Annotated in this window: 22 protein-coding genes; 14 read left to right on the forward strand and 8 right to left on the reverse strand. The window is 70.7% G+C overall.

What is annotated here, in order from left to right; all coding sequences use genetic code 11:
• Window positions 1-228 precede the first annotated feature (228 nt).
• Window positions 229-534: a 30S ribosomal protein S14 gene (gene rpsN / locus IG99_RS41700; RefSeq protein WP_037683938.1), complete on the reverse strand. Its 306-nt coding sequence runs from the start codon at window positions 532-534 to the stop codon at window positions 229-231.
• Window positions 534-770, reverse strand: coding sequence for a 50S ribosomal protein L28 (rpmB, locus tag IG99_RS41705; RefSeq protein WP_037683940.1), 237 nt, complete (start codon window positions 768-770; stop codon window positions 534-536). The genes rpsN and rpmB overlap by 1 nt, the downstream gene beginning before the upstream one ends.
• Before the next feature lie 62 nt (window positions 771-832).
• Between rpmB and rpmG the strand changes: the two genes are divergently transcribed.
• From rpmG to IG99_RS41730, 5 genes are all read left to right on the forward strand, one after another.
• Window positions 833-997, forward strand: a complete 165-nt coding sequence (gene rpmG / locus IG99_RS41710; protein ID WP_037683941.1) for a 50S ribosomal protein L33 — start codon at window positions 833-835, stop codon at window positions 995-997.
• 9 nt (window positions 998-1,006) lie between these two features.
• Window positions 1,007-1,264, forward strand: a complete 258-nt coding sequence (locus tag IG99_RS41715) for a type B 50S ribosomal protein L31 (RefSeq protein WP_037683943.1) — start codon at window positions 1,007-1,009, stop codon at window positions 1,262-1,264.
• Between the two features lie 4 nt (window positions 1,265-1,268).
• On the forward strand, window positions 1,269-2,435 hold the full coding sequence (locus IG99_RS41720) for a CobW family GTP-binding protein (RefSeq protein ID WP_037683946.1): 1,167 nt from the start codon (window positions 1,269-1,271) through the stop codon (window positions 2,433-2,435).
• A 6-nt stretch (window positions 2,436-2,441) separates the two neighbouring features.
• Entirely contained in the window at window positions 2,442-2,681 is a 240-nt protein-coding gene (gene rpsR, locus IG99_RS41725) for a 30S ribosomal protein S18 (RefSeq protein ID WP_037683948.1), read from the forward strand.
• Window positions 2,682-3,050: 369 nt separating this feature from the next.
• Window positions 3,051-3,269, forward strand: coding sequence for a DUF397 domain-containing protein (locus tag IG99_RS41730; protein WP_051866585.1), 219 nt, complete (start codon window positions 3,051-3,053; stop codon window positions 3,267-3,269).
• Between the two features lie 102 nt (window positions 3,270-3,371).
• On the opposite strand, the gene IG99_RS41735 is transcribed toward IG99_RS41730, so the two are convergent.
• The gene (locus IG99_RS41735) at window positions 3,372-3,851 is read right to left on the reverse strand and encodes an ATP-binding protein (protein ID WP_037683951.1); all 480 of its coding nucleotides are present in this window, start codon (window positions 3,849-3,851) and stop codon (window positions 3,372-3,374) included.
• Between the two features lie 386 nt (window positions 3,852-4,237).
• On the opposite strand from IG99_RS41735, the gene IG99_RS41740 reads away from it, so the two are divergent.
• The 4 genes from IG99_RS41740 (at window position 4,238) to IG99_RS41755 (ending at window position 7,988) form a co-directional block, all read left to right on the forward strand.
• The gene (locus IG99_RS41740) at window positions 4,238-5,062 is read left to right on the forward strand and encodes a helix-turn-helix domain-containing protein (protein WP_051866584.1); all 825 of its coding nucleotides are present in this window, start codon (window positions 4,238-4,240) and stop codon (window positions 5,060-5,062) included.
• Between the two features lie 166 nt (window positions 5,063-5,228).
• Window positions 5,229-6,689: an aldehyde dehydrogenase family protein gene (locus IG99_RS41745; RefSeq protein ID WP_037683953.1), complete on the forward strand. Its 1,461-nt coding sequence runs from the start codon at window positions 5,229-5,231 to the stop codon at window positions 6,687-6,689.
• A gap of 105 nt (window positions 6,690-6,794) precedes the next feature.
• Window positions 6,795-7,328, forward strand: coding sequence for a DinB family protein (locus tag IG99_RS41750; RefSeq protein ID WP_037683955.1), 534 nt, complete (start codon window positions 6,795-6,797; stop codon window positions 7,326-7,328).
• Window positions 7,329-7,346: 18 nt separating this feature from the next.
• Window positions 7,347-7,988: a PadR family transcriptional regulator gene (locus IG99_RS41755; RefSeq protein ID WP_037683957.1), complete on the forward strand. Its 642-nt coding sequence runs from the start codon at window positions 7,347-7,349 to the stop codon at window positions 7,986-7,988.
• A 34-nt stretch (window positions 7,989-8,022) separates the two neighbouring features.
• Here the strand turns inward: IG99_RS41755 and IG99_RS41760 are convergent, their stop codons facing one another.
• Together IG99_RS41760 and IG99_RS41765 are read right to left on the reverse strand one after the other, a co-directional pair.
• Window positions 8,023-9,432 carry a glutamate decarboxylase gene (locus IG99_RS41760; RefSeq protein WP_037683959.1) on the reverse strand — a complete coding sequence of 470 codons (1,410 nt, stop codon included), beginning with the start codon at window positions 9,430-9,432 and terminating at the stop codon, window positions 8,023-8,025.
• Window positions 9,433-9,525: 93 nt separating this feature from the next.
• Window positions 9,526-10,809 (reverse strand): ion channel protein, encoded by a 1,284-nt coding sequence (locus tag IG99_RS41765; RefSeq protein WP_037683960.1) that lies wholly within the window; start codon window positions 10,807-10,809, stop codon window positions 9,526-9,528.
• Window positions 10,810-10,927: 118 nt separating this feature from the next.
• On the opposite strand from IG99_RS41765, the gene IG99_RS41770 reads away from it, so the two are divergent.
• Window positions 10,928-11,689 carry a MerR family transcriptional regulator gene (locus tag IG99_RS41770; RefSeq protein WP_037683976.1) on the forward strand — a complete coding sequence of 254 codons (762 nt, stop codon included), beginning with the start codon at window positions 10,928-10,930 and terminating at the stop codon, window positions 11,687-11,689.
• A 21-nt stretch (window positions 11,690-11,710) separates the two neighbouring features.
• Here the strand turns inward: IG99_RS41770 and IG99_RS41775 are convergent, their stop codons facing one another.
• Window positions 11,711-12,076 carry a YbjQ family protein gene (locus tag IG99_RS41775; protein WP_037683961.1) on the reverse strand — a complete coding sequence of 122 codons (366 nt, stop codon included), beginning with the start codon at window positions 12,074-12,076 and terminating at the stop codon, window positions 11,711-11,713.
• Between the two features lie 133 nt (window positions 12,077-12,209).
• On the opposite strand from IG99_RS41775, the gene IG99_RS41780 reads away from it, so the two are divergent.
• Window positions 12,210-13,124, forward strand: coding sequence for a DedA family protein (locus tag IG99_RS41780; RefSeq protein WP_037683964.1), 915 nt, complete (start codon window positions 12,210-12,212; stop codon window positions 13,122-13,124).
• A 141-nt stretch (window positions 13,125-13,265) separates the two neighbouring features.
• Here the strand turns inward: IG99_RS41780 and IG99_RS41785 are convergent, their stop codons facing one another.
• Complete coding sequence (locus IG99_RS41785) at window positions 13,266-14,930, reverse strand: threonine/serine exporter family protein (protein WP_037683967.1); 1,665 nt, start codon at window positions 14,928-14,930, stop codon at window positions 13,266-13,268.
• Window positions 14,931-15,053: 123 nt separating this feature from the next.
• A complete protein-coding gene (locus IG99_RS41790) occupies window positions 15,054-15,545 on the reverse strand; it encodes an inorganic diphosphatase (RefSeq protein WP_031487466.1) in 492 nt (163 codons plus the stop codon).
• Between the two features lie 79 nt (window positions 15,546-15,624).
• Between IG99_RS41790 and dacB the strand changes: the two genes are divergently transcribed.
• From dacB to tilS, 3 genes are all read left to right on the forward strand, one after another.
• Complete coding sequence (dacB, locus tag IG99_RS41795; RefSeq protein WP_037683970.1) at window positions 15,625-17,226, forward strand: D-alanyl-D-alanine carboxypeptidase/D-alanyl-D-alanine endopeptidase; 1,602 nt, start codon at window positions 15,625-15,627, stop codon at window positions 17,224-17,226.
• A 146-nt stretch (window positions 17,227-17,372) separates the two neighbouring features.
• The gene (locus IG99_RS41800) at window positions 17,373-18,506 is read left to right on the forward strand and encodes a zinc-dependent metalloprotease (protein WP_037683972.1); all 1,134 of its coding nucleotides are present in this window, start codon (window positions 17,373-17,375) and stop codon (window positions 18,504-18,506) included.
• 192 nt (window positions 18,507-18,698) lie between these two features.
• A partial coding sequence (gene tilS, locus IG99_RS41805) for a tRNA lysidine(34) synthetase TilS (protein ID WP_037683975.1) occupies window positions 18,699-19,367 on the forward strand: 669 nt, incomplete at its 3' end.

The raw sequence follows: 19,367 nt of genomic DNA on the forward strand, positions 1-19,367 counted from the left end.
GGCCCACACCCCAGCCGCTACACCGGCCCACACCCCAGCCGCTACACCGGCCCACACCCCAGCCGCTACACCGGCCCACGGCCCCGGCTCACCACCCCAGCGACCGTCTCGGCCGCCACCCCAGCGACCGTCTCGGCCGCCACCCCAGCGACCGTCCCGGCCGCCACCCCAGCGACCGTCCCGGCCGCCCCGACACCGCCCCCTACCCGACCGCCCCCACCCCGCGCCCTACCAGGACGACTTCCGCACCCCCGGCAGATACCCCGCGTGTGCCTGCTCCCGCAGGCTCACCCGGGACAGTCCGAATGCCCGGAAGTAGCCGCGTGGCCGCCCGTCCACCTGGTCGCGGTTGCGGACGCGCGTGGCGCTCGCGTCACGCGGTTGGGCGCGCAGCTCCCGCTGGGCGGCGGCGCGTTCCGCCTCGGTCGACGTCGGCCGCCGGATGATCTCCTTCAACTCGGCGCGGCGGGCGGCGTGGCGGGCGACGACCTCCTGCCGCCTCTCGTTCTTCGCGATCTTGCTCTTCTTCGCCATCAGACCCTCACTCCACGGGCGCGGATCCGGGCCACCGCCGCCTCGACGCCGATCGTGTCGACCGTCTTGATCCCCCTGGCGCTCAGCCGCAGCCGTACGTACCGGCCCTCGCTGGGCAGCCAGTACCGCTTGCTCTGGATGTTCGGGTCGAAGCGGCGCGAGGTGCGCCGGTGGGAGTGGGAGATGCGGTTTCCGAAACCGGGCTGGGCGCCGGTCAGCATGCAGTGCGCGGACACGGGTGACGTACCTCTCCTCGGCAGGTGGTGCTAATGGAATTCATTTTCAGTAACATAGCAGCATGGCACGCAACGAACTCCGCCCGGTCATCAAACTCCGGTCCACGGCCGGAACCGGCTTCACCTACGTCACCCGCAAGAACCGCCGCAACGACCCGGACCGTATGGCCCTGCGCAAGTACGACCCGGTCGCCGGCCGTCACGTCGACTTCCGAGAGGAGCGCTGAGCCACCGCCATGCGCGAGGGAATCCACCCGGCCTACGGGCCCGTCGTCTTCCGTGACCGTGCCGCCAAGCACGCCTTCCTGACCCGCTCGACGCTCGTCGCGACGGCGGGCGGGAAGACGATCGAGTGGGAGGACGGCAACACCTACCCGGTCGTGGACGTCGAGATCTCCGACGTCAGCCACCCCTTCTACACGGGTACCGCCCGCGTCCTGGACACGGCCGGACGCGTGGAGCGCTTCGAGCGCCGGTACGGGAAGCAGGGATAGCGCGGTGTCCCCACTCTCCGTCGTCATCGTCGGCGGACTGCACGCCGAGGCACGCCGGGCGGCGGTCGCCCGGCTGCTCGCCGACGTGCCCGGCAGTGTCGTACTCCACCACGACCTCGCCACGGCCGCCGCCGGCACGGTCGTACGGACGGTCCGGGACGCCGGCGGGATCCTGTCCGCCGGCGAGGCACCGCTGGTCAGCGACTGCGCGTGCTGTGCGCTGCGCGAGGACCTGGTGCCCGAGCTGGAGCGGCTCGACGAGGCCGGGCGGACCCGGCTCGCGATCGTCGAGCTGTGGGACTCCGTCGAGCCCAAGGCCATGGCCGAGGTGGTCACGGCCGGCGGGCTCACGGTCACCGGCGTGATCACCGCCGTCGACCCGGCGCTGCTCCTGCCGTACCTCGGCAACGGCGACGACCTCGCCGAGAGGGGCCTTGCCGCGGCCGCCACCGACCAGCGCACGGTCGCCGACACCTTCGCCCGCCAGCTGGAGTACGCGAGCACCCTGGCCGTCACCGACTCCGAGGAGGCCGACGCCGAGGACCACGAACTCCTCACCCAACTGCACCCGACCGCCCGCCAGGTGCCGATCGGTGACGGCTCCCGGGCGGGGGCGTCCGCACCTGGCGCTCTGTCACCGCTCGCCCGGGCCGCCTTCGCCGGCTTCGACGTCGACGCGGCCGCGGCCGCCCAGCACCCCGCCTGTGCGCTGCTCCCGGCGGAGGCCGACGCGCACGGTGTCTCGACCTTCGTCTGGCACCAGTGCCGCCCCTTCCACCCGGAGCGGCTGTACGCGGCCCTGGAGGACCTGACCTGCGCCGCGGCCCGCAGCCGGGGCCGCTTCTGGCTCGCCGAACGGCCCGACACGCTGCTGCACTGGGATGCGGCCGGCGGTGCGCTGTGTGTGGAGAGCGCGGGGCCTTGGCTCGCCTCCCTGCCCGACGCGGCCTGGGACATGGTCCCGCCGGTGCGCCGCGCCGCCGCCGCGCTGGACTGGCACCCGGAGCACGGCGACCGCTGCCAGCACCTGGTCTTCACGTCCCCGGGCCTCGACCGCGAGGGACTGGCGCGCCTGCTGGACTCCTGCCTGCTCACCGACGCCGAGTACGCCGCCGGCCGCGCCGCCTGGAAACAACTGCCCCCCGCCTTCGACGCACTCCTGGAGGTCTGACCCGCCATGCCCCGCAAGACCGACCGCAAGCCCGCCAGAAGTCGTCCCAATCCGCTGGACCAGGCCGGGATCACGTACATCGACTTCAAGGACACCGAGCTGCTGCGGACGTTCATCTCCGACCGCGGCAAGATCCGCAGCCGCCGGGTGACCCGGGTCTCGGCCCAGCAGCAGCGGCGGCTGGCCCGTGCGATCAAGAACGCCCGGGAGATGGCGCTGCTGCCCTACGCGGCCGCCGGCCGCTGACGCCACCCCGCCCCCCCACCACGCTCCGCCCGGACCAGCATCTCCCGGGCGGAGCGCACACGTTCTCGCATCTCCCGCCGGATCGTCACAAACGCGGTGGAACACAAAGAGCCCCAGGCGCGTCTGTTCTTAGTACAGGGCGAAACAATGCGAAGCATTTCCGAAAGAACCGATCGGGCACGGCGGACGTCAAAGCTGTAACCGGAGGACCACCCCGCGTGCACGTGCATCTGCGCCTGCACCTGCACATGAACGGGGATATGATCCGGGTCTGTTGACCATGGCACCAATGGCCACTCGAGCCAGTGCACCACCGGGGAGCTACCTGTGGATCAGGATGTTGACGGGGGGTACGACGTGTACAACGGCATGACGGCGACGCAGCTGCACGGGGTGGCCTGGCAGAAGAGTCGGCACAGCAACTCGCAGGGATCCTGCGTGGAGTTCGCGAGGCTGCCCGGCGGAGACGTGGCCGTGCGCAACTCGCGCTTCCCGGACGGGCCCGCGCTCGTCTACACCCGGGCGGAGATCGAGGCGATGCTGCTCGGCATCAAGGACGGCGAGTTCGACCACCTGATCGCGGGCTGATCGGCGGCCGCGCCAGGACAACGGTGTCGCGGGTTCCGCAAAGCGGTGCCGCCGTCGGCGTGACGCGCGTAGAACCGCGGCGCCGGTGTGCGCCGCGAGGGTTCATTCGCCGGCGGAGCGCAGCTGGAACAGCGCCCACACGACCTTGCCGCTGAGCCTGCCGGCCAGCGGGTGCCAGCCCCAGCTGTCGCTGAAGGAGTCGACCAGGAACAGGCCGCGGCCCGACTCCGCCGAGAAGTCGTCCGTACCGCGCGCGACGGGACCGTCGTGGCTGGGGTCGCGCACCGCGCACACCAGTCGCTCGGTCCAGCGCATCAGGTGCAGCCGCACCGGCGGGCACTGCTCGGATGCCGGTGAGGCATGCGTCGGCAGCGCGTGCCGCAGCGCGTTGGTGACGAGTTCGGAGACGACGAGACAGACGTCGTCGAAGCGGTCGGCGAGGTCCCACTGGTCGAGGGTTCCGCGCGTGAACTGCCGTGCGTCGCGCACCGCTTCGCAGCGGGCGGGCAGAGCGCACGAGGCGGCACTGGACACGGCAGCGGGATCCAGCGGCGGAAGGCCCTGCCGTAACGGCTCGAGCATGGTCGATCCATTCGTCCCCATGCGAGGCACTCCCGGGAATTCGCGGTCGTTGCGATGCAGCGGTGGCGCGAGACCATGGTTTCGGATGCGCACAGCAGATGCAAGGGCAGATGCACGTGCACGTGACCGAAATGGACCTTCCCGTACCGCTTCTTGGCCATTTTTTCCGCCATCTTCACGTCTCCTGCTTGCCGCTTCCTTGCTCTCCTCCTCCCTTCTCCTCTCCCTCCCGTCCCACCCTCCCGCCTGGCATCTTCGACTTCTTCCTGTCTCTGTAATCGGACGAGTACTGCTCGGAGTGTTTTAGTGGCAGACTGCGGCCCCTAAGACGGTTGGGGAGGCTGGCGAACGTGAGCGCGGGAGAGCCCGGATCGGTGGTGCGGCGCATGCTGCTCGGCTCGCAACTCAGGCGACTGCGCGAGGCCCGGGGGATCACGCGTGAGGCCGCGGGGTACTCCATCCGTGCCTCGGAGTCGAAGATCAGCCGGATGGAGTTGGGCCGGGTGAGCTTCAAGACGAGGGACGTGGAAGACCTGCTGACGCTGTACGGCATCACGGACGAGGCGGAGCGCGCCGCGCTCGTCGGACTCGCCCGTGAGGCCAACGTGGCGGGCTGGTGGCACAGTTACTCCGACGTTCTGCCGAACTGGTTCCCCACCTATGTGGGCCTGGAGGGCGCGGCCTCACTGATCCGCGTCTACGAGGTGCAGTTCGTGCACGGGCTGCTGCAGACCGAGGCGTACGCCCACGCGGTCGTCGAGCGCGGCATGAAGGGCGCGAGCGCCGCCGACATCGACCGGCGTGTGGCGCTGCGCCTGGAGAGGCAGAAGTACCTCGTCTCCGAGAACGCCCCCGAGTTCCACATCGTCCTGGACGAGGCCGCCCTGCGCCGCCCCTACGGCGACCGCGAGGTGATGCGCGGCCAGCTCCAGCACCTGATCGAGTTCTCCGAGCGCCCCAACGTACGGCTCCAGGTCATGCCGTTCAGCTTCGGCGGGCACTCCGGCGAGAGCGGCGCCTTCACCATCCTGAGCTTCCCGGAGTCCGACCTGTCGGACGTCGTCTATCTGGAGCAGCTCACCAGCGCGCTCTACCTCGACAAGCGCGAGGACGTCGTCCAGTACGAGCAGGCGCTCAAGGAACTCCAGCAGGACAGCCCCGGACCGGCCGAGAGCCGGGACCTTCTGCGGGGGCTTCTGCAGCTGTCGTAGGGATAACCCTCGGTTTTCCTGTGTGCTTCTTGCGTTTCCCGAGGTGACACCTCCAACTCGCCCCAAACGTAAGTACGATGACATGTGATCAGCGCCTCACGGACTGATCGGAGGCCGATCCGGCGTCTGCCTCGACTGCTTCGGCAGCAAGGGATTGAGGGATCACATGTCGTCCTGTTTCACCGACCTGGCCCAGCAGTTCATCGACGGTGAGTGGCGTCCGGGCACCGGTTCCTGGGACATCATCGACTTCAATCCCTACGACGGCGAGAAGCTCGCCTCGATCACCATAGCCACCGTCGACGAGGTCGATCAGGCCTACCGGGCGGCCGCCCGTGCCCACAGGCAGTGGGCCACGATCAACCCCTACTCCCGCCGTGCCGTCTTCGACAGCGCCCTGCGGCTGCTCGAGGAACGCGAGGAGGAGATCCTCCAGGCGATCATCGCCGAGCTCGGCGGTACGTATGTGAAGGCCGGCTTCGAGATCAACCTCGCCAAGGAGTTCCTGCGCGAGGCCGCCCACCTGACCCTGCGTTCCGAGGGCCGGATCCTGCCCTCCCCGATCGAGGGCAAGGAGAACCGCCTCTACCGCGTTCCGGTCGGGGTCGTCGGTGTCATCAGCCCCTTCAACTCGCCGTTCCTGCTGTCGCTCAAGCCCGTCTCCGCCGCGCTGGCCCTCGGCAACGCGGTCGTCCTCAAGCCGCACGAGGACAGCCCGATCGTCGGCGGCACCCTGATCGCCAAGCTGTTCGAGGACGCGGGTCTGCCGGCCGGGTTGCTCAACGTCGTCGTCACCGACATCGCCGAGATAGGCGACGCCTTCATCGAGCACCCCATCCCCAAGGTCATCACCTTCACCGGTTCCGACAAGGTCGGCCGGCACATCGCGACCGTCTGCGCGGCGCAACTCAAGCGCACGGTCCTCGAACTGGGCGGCAACAGCGCGCTGGTGGTCCTCGACGACGCCGACATCGACTACGCGGTCGACGCGGCCGTCTTCAGCCGGTACGTCGACCAGGGCCAGGTCTGCATGGCCGCCAACCGGGTGCTGGTGGACCGCTCGGTCGCGGCCGAGTTCACCGAAAAGTTCGTCGCCAAGGTCAGGACCCTCAAGACCGGTGACCCACGCGACCCGCGGACGGTGATCGGCCCGGTCATCAACTCCCTCCAGGCCAACGCCATCTCCGCCGCCGTCGACCAGGCGGTCGCCGAGGGCGCCACCGTGCTGGTGCGAGGCGCGACGACCGACAACCTGGTGGAGCCGTCCGTCCTGACGGACGTGCCGTCCGACTCCTCCCTCCTGCACAAGGAGATCTTCGGCCCCGTCGCCCTCCTCGTCCCCTTCGACGGCGAGGAGGAGGCGATCCGCATCGTCAACGACACGCCCTACGGTCTCAGCGGCGCCGTCCACACGGCCGACGTGGAGCGGGGTGTCGCCTTCGCCCAGCAGGTCGACACCGGCATGTTCCACGTGAACGACGGCACCATCCACGACGAGCCGCTGATCCCCTTCGGCGGCGAGAAGAACTCCGGGATCGGCCGACTCAACGGCGAGACCACACTGGACGCGTTCACCACGCTGCGGTGGATCTCGGTACAGCACGGGCGCAGCGCGTTTCCCTTCTGATCCGCGGCAGGCGTCGCTTGCGGACAGAACCTGACCGCAAGGGTCCGTAACGTCATCGGTGTCAGGCGGCAGCAGCCGTGACACCCCGATGAAAGGCGGCCGTTCATGGTCACTCACGTGCGACCCGAAGCCCAGGGCGACGAGCGCGGAGCGCTGCTCTCCTTCCTTGACGAGCAGCGCGGCGGCATCAGGCGGGCGGTGCTCGGCCTCACGGACGAGCAGGCCTCCTCGCGTCCCAGCGCCAGCGAGCTCTCCCTGGCCGGGCTGGTCAAGCACGTCGCCGAGACGGAGCAGGGCTGGGTGGCCCGCGCCAAGGGGGAGGAGCCGGCCGTGCACCGGGACCAGTCGAACTGGCCCGAGTGCTTCGCGCTGATCGAGGGCGAGACGGTCGCGTCGCAACTGGAGTACTGGGAGAAGGTCGCCGCCGAGACGGAGGCGTTCGCCCGCTCCGTTCCCAGCCTCGACGACACCTTCCCGCTCCCGAAGGCACCCTGGTTCCCGGAGGAGTCCGTCTCCGTGCGCTGGGTCCTCCTGCACCTGATCCGGGAGACCGCCCGGCACGCCGGCCACGCCGACATCATCCGGGAGTCGCTGGACGGGAAGACGGCGTTCGAGCTGGTTGCTCTCGCCGAGAACTGAGGTCATAACCTGGACCACATGTCAGCGATCCGTCTCCTCGTGCTGGGCGCGGTGCGCCAGCACGGGCGGGCCCACGGCTACCAGGTGCGCAACGACCTGGAGTACTGGGGCGCGCACGATTGGTCCAACGCCAAGCCCGGCTCGATCTACCACGCCCTGAAGCAGATGGCGAAACAGGGCCTGCTGCACGCCCATGAGATCGCCCCCTCCACGGCCGGCGGCCCGCCGCGCACGGAGTACGAGATCACCGGCAAGGGCACCGAGGAGTACTTCGCGCTGCTGCGCGAGGCGCTGACCTCGTACGACCAGAAGGTGGACGTGAAGTCGGCGGGCATCGGCTTCATAGTCGACCTGCCGCGCGGCGAGGCGGTCGCCCTCCTGAAGGAGCGGACCCGGCGGATCGGCGAGTGGCGCGCTGTCGTCACCGAGCACTACGTCCCCGAGGACGGCCCCGAGCGGCTCGGCCACATCGGGGAGGTCATGAACCTCTGGGTCCACTCGGCCGACAGCGAGTCCGAGTGGATCCAGGGGCTGATCGAGCGCATCGAGCGCGGGGCCTACACCTTCGCCGGGGAGGGTGAGCCGTTCGTCGGCATCCTCGCGGACGGCCAGCGCAACCCGTACGCGACGACGGAGACGCATCCCGGGGACGCCCACTGATCAAGTTCCCCGGCGCCTCGGGAGATGACACAGGTCAGTGGTGGAACCCGGTCGCCGCCTGCTTGTCCCGCGTCAGCGGCTGCGGCTGCCGGCGCAGCTCCGGCAGCAGCCGGGACAGGTCCTCCACGAACAGGTCGGCGAGGTCCGCCGAGAAGGCGTTGCGGCACACCACCCGCAGCACGGACAGGTCCTCGCGGTTGGGCGGGAAGGTGTACGCGGGCACCAGCCAGCCGTTCTCGCGCAGCCGCCGGGAGACGTCGAAGACGTCGTACGCCTTCACGTCGTCCGTCGTCGTGAAGGCGAAGACGGGCAGCTGGTCCCCCCGGGTCAGGAGCCGGAAATCGCCGAGCGCCTCCACGCGCTCGGCGAGACCCCGGGCCACGTCCCGGGAGGACTGCTGCACGGCCCGGTAGCCCTCCCGGCCCAGGCGCAGGAACGTGTAGTACTGCGCGACGACCTGCGCGCCCGGCCGGGAGAAGTTGAGCGCGAAGGTCGGCATCTCGCCGCCCAGATAGTTGACGCGGAAGACGAGTTCCTCGGGCAGGGACTCGTGGTCGCGCCACAGCGCCCAGCCGACGCCCGGGTAGACCAGCCCGTACTTGTGCCCCGAGGTGTTGATGGAGGCCACGCGCGGGAGGCGGAAGTCCCACACCAGGTCCTCGTCCAGGAAGGGCGCGATCATGGCGCCGGACGCGCCGTCGACGTGCACCGGGATGTCGAGCCCGGTCCGCTCCTGGAGGGCGTCGAGCGCCGCGCAGAGGTCCGCGACCGGCTCGTACGACCCGTCGAAGGTGGAACCGAGGATGCCGACGACCCCGATGGTGTTCTCGTCGCACATCTCGGCGGCGGCCTGCGGGTCGAGGTGGAAGCGCTCGCCCTCCATGGGCACCAGCCGGGCCTCCACCTCCCAGAAGTTGCAGAACTTCTCCCAGCAGACCTGCACGTTGACGCCCATGACGAGGTTCGGGCGTGCCCCCGGGTACCGGTCGGCGTTGCGCCGCGCCCAGCGCCGCTTCAGCGCCATTCCGGCGAGCATGCACGCCTCGCTCGACCCGGTCGTCGAGCAGCCCACGGAGGCCGAGGGATCGGGTGCGTGCCAGAGGTCGGCCAGGATCGCCACGCAGCGCCGCTCCAGTTCGGCCGTGCGTGGGTACTCGTCCTTGTCGATCATGTTCTTGTCACGGCACTCGCCCATGAGGATCCCGGCCTGGGGCTCCATCCAGGTGGTGACGAACGTGGCGAGGTTCAGCCGGGCGTTGCCGTCCAGCATCAGCTCGTCGTGCACCACTTGGTACGCCGTCGAGGGCGGCAGCGGGGCGTCGGGCAACCGGTGTTTGGGCGGCGCCTCGGCCATGGCGGCGACCGGGTTCGCGTCCCCGCGGAAGGGGTTGACGGACAGGGGACGCTCGTCGGGCTTGCGGGCGCCGCCTTTGTGAAGGGCCATGGGTGTCTCTCCTTGAGGTGTCCGATTCAGGTGTCGGGTTGAGGTGGCAGGGGCAGGGGGGGCGAGGTCGGGTGACGGGTTCAGGTGTCCGGCTCAGGTGACGGACGTCCCGTCGGCGCGGAGCTGCATCTGTGGCCGCCCCGTCACCAGCAGCCAGGCCGGCAGCGAGGCGACGCAGAGCAGGGAGACGATCGCGGGCGAAGCGGTCAGCACGGCGGCCGTGAACAGGCTCACCCAGCCCTGCCGGGTGATCGCGAGGAGCACGCCGAGCACCCCGCAGGCCACGCCCAGCGCGGGCGGCACATCGGGCACGAGGGCGTGCGCGCACAGCCCGAGGGAGGTGCCGACGAAGACGGCCGGGAAGATCCGCCCGCCACGGAAGCCGCAGGACGCGGCGACGAGCAGCGCCGCCAGCTTCACCACCGTCAGGGTCGCGAACTGCCCCGCCGACCAGCCGTCGGGATCACGCGCCAGCTCTGCGACCTGGTCCAGCCCCTTGAAGAGCGTCAGATGCCCGCCCACCGCTGCCAGCAGCCCCAGCATGATCCCGCCGGCCGGGAGCGCCAGCATCGGGTGGCGCAGCCACGCGAAGACGCCGTGGACGTACGGGAAGGCGCGGACGGCGCACATGGTGAGCAGCGCGGCCACGCAGGCCACCACGAGGGCCGCCAGCAGGTCGCCCCAGCCCGGGTGGTCGAAGGCGGGCAGATGCAGGTCGAAAGAGGGGTGCGAGAGCAAGTCGGCCGTGATGGCGCCCGCGGCCCCGGCGGCGAGCGGCGCGAAGACGTTGTCCCACAGCGCACCCCGCACCCGCTGCCCGGCCAGTGCCTCGGAGACGACCAGCGCCGCCGCCACCGGCGTGCCGAACAGCGCGCCGATCGTCGCCGCCTCCGCCAGTACCACCCACAGCTGTCCGGGTGCCCGCGGCGCGAACCTGCGGCCCAGCCAGAACGCCAGCCCGACGTTGACGGCGATGATCGGATTCTCCGGGCCGAGGCTCGGCCCGCCCGCCAGCATCAGCCCGGTCGCCAGCAGCAGGCCCGGCAGCACGGCGAGCGGGAGCACGGGAGCATTCAGGCCGGTGGTGGCCGGGTCCGGCCCCGCGTGGCCCGGCACCTTCCACACCACCAGGCCCACCAGGACACCGGTCGAGGTGAACACGACAAACATCCACAGCACGGAGTACCGGCCGACGCCCAGCGCGTCCGGCAGATCCTCCCAGAGCACGTTCTGGAGCTCCTCGGCCGCCGAGCTCACCCCGACCAGGATCAGGCTCGCCATCACGCCCACCACGAGAGCGGGGAGGATCAACGGCAGCAACTTGCGTGCCGGGGTCGCCGGGGCGGCGGGCGCCTGCTGCGCGGTGTCCTGGGCCACTGGCTCACGATAAGCGGACAAACCATCAAAATAGGTCACAACATCCGGGGAGCGACCGGCTTGCACCTCACGTCACGTGAGGAGCCACCGTGGAGTGCGTACCGAGAAGGGAGCGGAAGTGAGCTACTCCGTGGGACAGGTCGCCGGTTTCGCCGGGGTGACGGTGCGCACGCTGCACCACTACGACGACATCGGCCTGCTCGCCCCGAGCGAGCGCAGCCACGCGGGTCACCGGCGCTACAGCGACGCCGACCTCGACCGGCTGCAGCAGATCCTGTTCTACCGGGAGCTCGGCTTCCCCCTCGACGAGGTCGCCGCCCTGCTCGACGATCCGGATACGGACCCGCGTGCGCATCTGCGCCGCCAGCACGAACTGCTGACCGCCCGGATCGAGAAGCTGCGGAAGATGGCGGCGGCCGTGGAGCAGGCCATGGAGGCACGCACGATGGGCATCAACCTCACCCCCGAGGAGCGGTTCGAGGTCTTCGGGGACAAGGACCCCGAGCAGTACGCCGAGGAGGCGGAGCAGCGCTGGGGCGGCACCGACGCGTACGCCGAGTCACAGCGGCGCGCCGCGAGCTACACCAAGGACGACTGGAAACGCATGCAGGCCGAGGTGGCCGACTGGGGCGAGCGCTACGACGCCCTGATGGCCGCCGGTGAGCCGCCGGCCGGCCAAGCGGCCATGGACATGGCCGAGGAGCACCGGCAGCACATCTGCGGATGGTTCTACGAGTGCTCGTACGAACTCCACCAGGGCCTGGCCGAGATGTACGTCGCCGACGAGCGCTTCAAGGCGTTCTACGACTCCATGCGCCCCGGACTCGCCGTACACCTGAGGGACGCGATCACGGCGAACGCCGCCCGGCACAGCGGCTGAGGCGGTCGTGACCCGGGTGGTCTACTCCCGGGTCACGACCACCGCCGTGCCGTACGCGCACACCTCCGTGCCGACCTCCGCCGCCTCCGTCACGTCGAAGCGGAACGCCAGCACGGCGTTGGCGCCACGCGCGCGTGCCTGCTCGATGAGCCGGGCCATGGCCTGGTTGCGGGTCTCGACGAGCGTCTTGGTGAGCCCCTTGAGCTCACCGCCGACCATGGACTTCAGACCGGCGCCGATCTGGCTGCCGAGGTGCCGCGAGCGCACGGTCAGTCCAAAGACCTCGCCGAGGACCTCCTGGATGCGGTGGCCGGGTACGTCGTTCGTGGTGACGACGAGCACGTCGGGCTGAGGGCCCTGGCCGCCGCCGTATTCTTCGATGCCCATGGTTCACAGCTTTGCCCCAGGGGCCCCGCAGTGCATTCTGGGGAGCCCCTTGGAACCTGGGCCCCGACGGCTGCGTTGATACGTTTGGGCAGCCAGCCCCAGCCCGTACCCCCACAGCAGGAGCCACATCCCCGTGATCACGCTTGCGCTCGGCCCCGAGTGGATCAGTCCGGACTATCTGATCTCGACCTTCAGCCTGCCCGGCATCCTGCTGATCGTCTTCGCCGAGTCCGGCCTCTTCGCGTTCCTCCCGGGTGACTCCCTGCTGTTCACCGCGGGTCTGTTCGTGGCCCAGGGGCAGTACATCAGCCAGCCGCTGTGGCTGGTCTGCGCGCTGATCGTGCTCGCCGCCGTCCTCGGCGACCAAGTCGGCTACATGATCGGCAAGTTCTTCGGACCCAAGCTCTTCAGCCGTCCCAACTCCAAGCTCTTCAAACAGGAGAACCTGGAGAAGGCCCACGAGTTCATGGAGAGGTACGGCCCCAAGGCCATCGTGCTGGCCCGCTTCGTCCCGATCGTGCGCACCTTCGCCCCCATCGTGGCGGGCGCCGGCCGCATGAAGTACCGCACGTTCCTCGTCTACAACGTCATCGGCGGCGTCGCCTGGGGCACCGGCGTCACCCTCGCGGGTTACTGGCTCGGCCAGATCGAGCTCATCCGGACGAACGTCGAGGCGATCCTCGTCCTGATCGTCGTGGTCTCCGTCGTCCCGATCGCCATCGAGTACCTGCGCGAGCGCTCCAAGAAGAAGAAGGCCGCCGCCCAGACCCCGGCCTCCCAGCCCCAGCCCCAGGCCATGGACGACGCCACGACCCAACTCCGCCGCATCCCTCCGGCCCACGAGGACCAGCAGCACTACGGCGACAATCAGGGCAACGCCCAGTACGGCCAGTACGACGAGTACTACGCCCAGCAGCCCCAGCAGCAGCCCCAACAACAGCAGCCGTACGCCCAGCAGTACCCGCAGAACTACCCGCAACAGCCGTACGGCGGTCAGCAGGACCACCAGGGCCAGCAGCAGTACCCCTACGGCAACCAGGGCTACTAGGGCTACTGCGGCGGCGCGTCCGCGCCCCGAAAGAGGCGCGGGGCTGTGCCGATATGCGGCTCCGCCGCGTGGGCGCGAGCAACCACGTACAAGCCGCACCCGCCGTCGAACGGATCGCACCGAGCTCGAAGGCACCCGGCGCTAAAACCCTCGCGTCCGCTTCGCGGCCCGCCGCTTCTCCGTCGACCCGATCCGCAGGAACAACCGCGAGATCTCCGACCCCAGGTTCACCCCGATGGCAATCGCCATCGCCAGCGCCGCCGCCGTCGACAGCGACACCAACCCCTCGTCGACCCGGTTCTGAGCGATCGACAGCAACCCGAAGTACGTCGCGGAACCGGGTAGCAGCGGCCCGATCGCCGCCGTCGTGTACGGCAGCGCGGACGCGAACCGGTAGCGGGCCAGCAGCTGCCCGAACAGTCCCACCAGTCCCGCGGCGACGGCCGTGGAGGCGACCGGCGAGAGATCACCGGCGTAGTACATCGCCCCGTAGACCGCCCACGCGACGCCCCCGTTGAGGGTCACCGCCAGCACGGTGGATCGTTCCTGCTGCAACAGCACCGCGAAGGTCAGCGACAACAGCATCGACGCGCCGAGCTGCCAGTACGGGTTCTCGGGGATGTTCAGCGCCGCGTCCGGGTTGAGCTTGGCGCCCAGCTGCACGCCGAAGTACAGCACCACCAGCACGCCGACGACGATGCCCACGAAGAAGTACAGGACCTCCAGCAGGCGCGCCGACGCGGTGATGTAGAAGCCGGTCAGACCGTCCTGCACGCCCGCGACCAGCGCCCGCCCGGGCAGCAGCGCGAACAGCCCACCGGTGATCACCGCGGACGCCTTCACGTCGACGTGCGCCACGGTCAGCGCGACCCCGATCGCGGCCGGCGGCATCGCGGCCACCGTGAACTGGTAGAACTCCGGCAGCCCCCGCCCCGCGCACAGCCACGCCAGCCGGTCCCCGAGCATCGCGCCCAGCGCGGCCGCCACGAACACGAGCAGGTCACCGCCGACGAGCACGGAGGCCGAACCCGCGAGCAGCCCGCTCGCCGTGGTCAGGGCCCATCCGGGGTACGGGTGCCGGTTGCGGCGGATCTCCGCGAGCCGCCGGTAGGCCTCCTCCAGGGAGATGTGGGTCTCCACGTCACTGAGGTCGTCGACGAGCTGGTAGACGGCCGCCAGGCGCGTGTAGTCGGTGCCGCGGCGGCGCACGGTCCGCGACGCCGACACCGGGTCCTCCACGAGGGACGGCTGGTACGAAATCGACAGCAGCGTGAAGGTGACGTTCGGCTCGCAGCGGTCGAGACCGTACGACCGGCAGACGGCGAACATCGCCGCCTCCACGTCCTCCGCGTTCTCCCCACCCGCCAGCAGCAGCTCGCCGATACGCAGGGTCAGGTCGAGCACGCGCGGGACCGCGGGCCCGCCGTCCTCCTCCGCCTTCTGCACCGGCTCCGGCGCGGGCCGCTCGGCCACCGGCATGCGCAGCATCGTGCGCATCCGGTCCTGCCAGGGGAGGTCCTTGGTCAGGCTGACGACGGGAATGCCCGTCGGCGGTGTGAAGGCCGGCGGGCCGTGCCGGGCGTGGTAGGTCCGCGGCGGACTGAACGCCGACCCCTCCGGCTCCACGGCGGCCTGCTGGGGGACGTCGAGCCCGTCCGGCAGGGCGAACTCGGACGTGGTCTCGGCTTCGCCCCCGGTTCTGGGGGCGGCCAGCCCGGTCGGGATGGCGAACTCCGATGTGATCTCGGAGTCGAACGTGCCCCTCGCCTCGTCCGACAGCGGCTTGCGGTATTCCGCCTCCGTCACTCCGTAACGCTCCCTGTGTGACACGTCCAGCAGGCCTCAGTATGCGCACGTCTACCCACTGACACGCGAACAGGCCGCACGCGCACGCGTGCGGCCTGTCTCACGGCGACGAGCTGGGAGTGCTCAGTGGCCGCCCTGGTCCTTGAACCGCTTGTACGACCGCTCGATCTCGGCCTCGGCCTCGGTGCGGCCCACCCAGTCGGCGCCCTCGACGGACTTGCCGGGCTCCAGGTCCTTGTAGACCTCGAAGAAGTGCTGGATCTCCAGGCGGTCGAACTCGGACACGTGGTGGATGTCACGCAGGTGCTCCACACGCGGGTCCGTCGCGGGGACGCACAGCAGCTTGTCGTCGCCGCCGGCCTCGTCGGTCATCCGGAACATGCCGATCGCGCGGCACTTGATGAGGCAACCCGGGAAGGTCGGCTCGTCCAGGATGACCAGCGCGTCGAGCGGGTCGCCGTCCTCGCCGAGGGTGTTCTCGACGAAGCCGTAGTCGGTCGGGTAGGCGGTCGAGGTGAAGAGGCGACGGTCCAGGCGGATCCGACCGGTCTCGTGGTCCACCTCGTACTTGTTCCGCGAACCCTTCGGAATCTCGATCGTGACGTCGAACTCCACCGGTGGCTCCTCCATGATCAACACATAGTTCTGGTGGTTAAGTGTCCCTCACGCAGGTGTGTGATCGCGAAAGGGGCTGGTGGTCGTGCCAGAGCTGAGGCCTTGGCGGGCCGCGAGACCGCACGTGGTGCGGGCCGCGACCGCCGTACGACCGCGTCTCGCACGGGCCGCCGCGGCCGCCGGGCCGCGGATCGCGCGGCTCACGCGGGCCGCGAAACCGCAGCTCGCGCGGCTCGCCCGGCCGAAGACCGTCCAGACCTGGCAGTACACGGCCGGAGCCGTTACCGCCGGGCTGGCGCTGGCCGCCGGAGTGGTGACCGCCGCTGGTCCCTGGGACGCCTCCGGTCAGCGTACGGCCGAGCGGGACCGGGCCGCCGTCCTCGGACACACGGGTGGCGCAGATCACGGTCGCACCTCCGGCACCACCGAGGCGGCCGCCGGGGCCCCGCAGCCGGCCCCCAGCGCCGGGGCGGTCCTCACGACCCTCGGCGGCACCACGAACGCCGTGAAGTCGGCGCCGAACACAAAGCCCCTCGGCGCCGTCCTGGATCCGCTCCTCGGCTCCGGATCCCTCGGCAGCCGCCACGCGGCCGCCGTCGTGGACGTCGGCACCGGCAGGCGTCTGTACGGCTCCAGCGCCGACGAGGCGCTCACCCCCGCCTCGACGACGAAGATCGCCACGGCCGTCGCGGCCCTCTCGGCGATGGGCGCCGACCACCGCCTCACCACCCGTACGGCCCTGGAGCCCGACGGGAAACTCGTCCTGGTCGGCGGCGGCGACCCCACCCTGACGGCCCGCCGGACGGCCGACGGCTGGGCGAGCCTGCGCACCCTCGCCGACCGTACGGCCGCGGCCCTCCGGAAACGGGGCGTCAAGCAGGTCACGCTCTCCTACGACACCACCCTGTACGAGGGCCCCGAACTGCATCCCATCGGCGTCAACCCCAACATCGCCGCCGTCACCGCACTGATGGCCGACGAGGCCCGTACGGACGGCTCGACCCGCGGACCGGCGCCCCGCGTGTCGGACCCGGCGGCGGAGGCGGCACGCACGTTCGCGAGTCTCCTCGGGGACCACGGCATCAAGACCACCTCCCCGGAGCCGGCCAAGGCGACGAAGCGCGCGAAGACCCTCGCCGCGGTCTCCTCACCCCCGCTGTCCACCGTCGTCGAACGCATGCTGACCAACAGCGACAACGACATCGCCGAGGCCCTCGCCCGCCACACCGCCGTCGCCACCGGCGAACGCGCCGACTTCACCGGCGCCGGCAAGGCGATCGACGCCCAGCTGAAGAAGCTGGGCCTGCCGCTCTCCGCCACCACCTTCAAGGACGGCAGCGGCCTCGACCGCGCCGACCGGCTCACGGCGAACCTCCTCACGTCCCTCCTCGCGAAGGCGGCCGACCCCGGCCACCCCGACCTCCGTCCCGCTCTCACCGGCCTCCCCGTGGCCGGCTTCACCGGCACCCTGACCAGCCGCTACACACACGGCGCGGCCGGCCTCGTACGCGCCAAGACCGGCACCCTCACCGGCGTCAACACCCTCGCGGGCACGGTAGCCACCCGAGACGGCCACCTCCTCGCCTTCGCCTTCCTCGCCTCCGACACCACCAGCCCCACAGCGGCCCAGTCAGCCCTGGACATGGCAGCAACGGCGCTGGCGGCCTGCGGCTGCCGCTGAGAAGCTCATGCCGGGCGCCGCCCGAAGCGACGCCCGCCCCTGCCGACCCAGGCACCCGTCGGACACCGCCGGGCACCCGGAACCGCCCGCCCCCCTGCCCAACCCGCACCCTGCCCCCAACGCCGGCGCTCACGTACGGTTGACACATGACGAGCATCGGTGGTGCCGCATCTTCCGGGATGGTCGACTGGAATCTCGCGGTGGCGACCGCGACCCGGCTCGTGAGGCCGGGCCCCGAGGTGAGCCGGGACGAGGCCCGCGCGGTCGTCGCGGAACTGCGCCGCCACGCCAAGGCCTCCGAACAACACGTCCGCGGGTTCACCGGATTGGGCACCGAGGAGACCCACGACACCCCCGTCCTCGTCGTCGACCGCCCCGGCTGGGTCAAGGCGAACGTCGCCGGGTTCCGCGAGATCCTCCGCCCGCTCCTGGAGAAGATGGAGGAGCGCCGCGGCAACAGCCCGGGTGGCGCCCTCCTCGGCACCGTCGGCGGCAAGGTCACCGGCGTCGAACTCGGCATGCTGCTGTCCTTCCTCGCCTCCCGCGTCCTCGGCCAGTACGAGACCTTCGCCCCGCCCGCCCGCGACCTGCCGGCGGGCGAGGGCGGCGGCGGCCGACTGCTGCTCGTCGCACCGAACGTCGTCCACGTGGAGCGCGAACTCGACGTGGACCCGCACGACTTCCGCCTGTGGGTGTGTCTGCACGAGGAGACCCACCGCACGCAGTTCACCGCGGTGCCCTGGCTCCGTGACCACCTCGAGGGCGAGATCCAGTCGTTCCTCGGGGAGACCGACGTCGACCCGATGACCGTCCTGGAGCGCATCAGGGAGGCCGCCCAGTCCCTCTCCGGTGGCCGTCCCGAGGCCGAGGAGGACGACGGCGGTCACTCGTTCGTGGAACTGGTGCAGACGCCCGCCCAGCGCGAGATCCTCGGCCGCCTCACCGCCGTGATGTCCCTGCTGGAGGGCCACGCCGACTTCGTGATGGACGGGGTCGGCCCCCAGGTCGTACCGACCGTCGCCGAGATCCGCGAGAAGTTCCAGCAGCGCCGCGCCAAGGGCGCCTCCCGCCTGGACCTCGCCCTGCGCAAGCTGCTGGGCCTGGACGCCAAGCTCCGGCAGTACCGCGACGGCGAACACTTCGTACGGGCCGTCGTCGACCAGGTCGGCATGGACGGCTTCAACCGCGTGTGGACCTCCCCGAACACCCTCCCGACCAAGGCGGAGATCGCCAAACCGGCGGACTGGGTCGCGCGGGTGCACCGCAAGGCGGAGTCGTGAAACGGCGTGGAGAGGTCGTGAACCAGATCCGGCCGTCGGCAGGCGAACGCCCCTGCAATCACCCGTCCGAGGGACCGTGAGCCGCGCGTAGGCGTGCGATGCTCGGGGAACCGCCCATTTCTGTCACCATCTACACACTCTGAGTGACCGACATCGGGCTCACCCCCGAAAACTTCATGAAGGGAACCGGACATGGGTCCCCATCCTGCGGTCGCGGCGATACGCCTGGCGGTCCGCCGCGTCCTCCACGACCTCCTCACCGAGCACACCCCTGAAGCGGCCCCGCACGAGCGCCCCCCGTCGCCGCTCGTGCTCGTGGCATGCTCGGGCGGCGCCGACTCCATGGCGCTCGCCTCCGCCCTCGCCTTCGAAGCCCCCCGGCTCGGCATCCGCGCCGGCGGCGTCACCATCGACCACGGCCTCCAGCCCGGCTCCGACCTGCGCGCCGCGGAAGTCGTCCTGCGCCTGCGCGGACTCGGCCTCGACCCCGTCGAGTCCGCCGCCGTGACCGTCGGCCGCCAGGGCGGACCCGAGGCCGCCGCGCGGGACGCCCGCTACGCCGCCCTCGACGCCGCCGCCGAACGCCACGGCGCCGCCACCATCCTGCTCGGCCACACCCGCGACGACCAGGCCGAGACCGTCCTGCTCGGCCTCGCCCGCGGCTCCGGCACCCGCTCCCTGTCCGGCATGGCCGCGGTCTCGGGGGCCGGCGGCCGCTACCGGCGCCCCTTCCTCCAGCTCGACCGGCAGACCGCCCGCAAGGCCTGCCTGGTCCAGTCCCTGCCCGTCTGGGACGACCCCCACAACGCCGACCCGGCCTACACCCGGTCCCGGCTGCGCCACGAGGGCCTGCCCGCCCTG

The sequence above is a fragment of the Streptomyces griseus subsp. griseus genome (assembly GCF_000720255.1).
GTDB classification, from domain to species: domain Bacteria; phylum Actinomycetota; class Actinomycetes; order Streptomycetales; family Streptomycetaceae; genus Streptomyces; species Streptomyces griseus_I.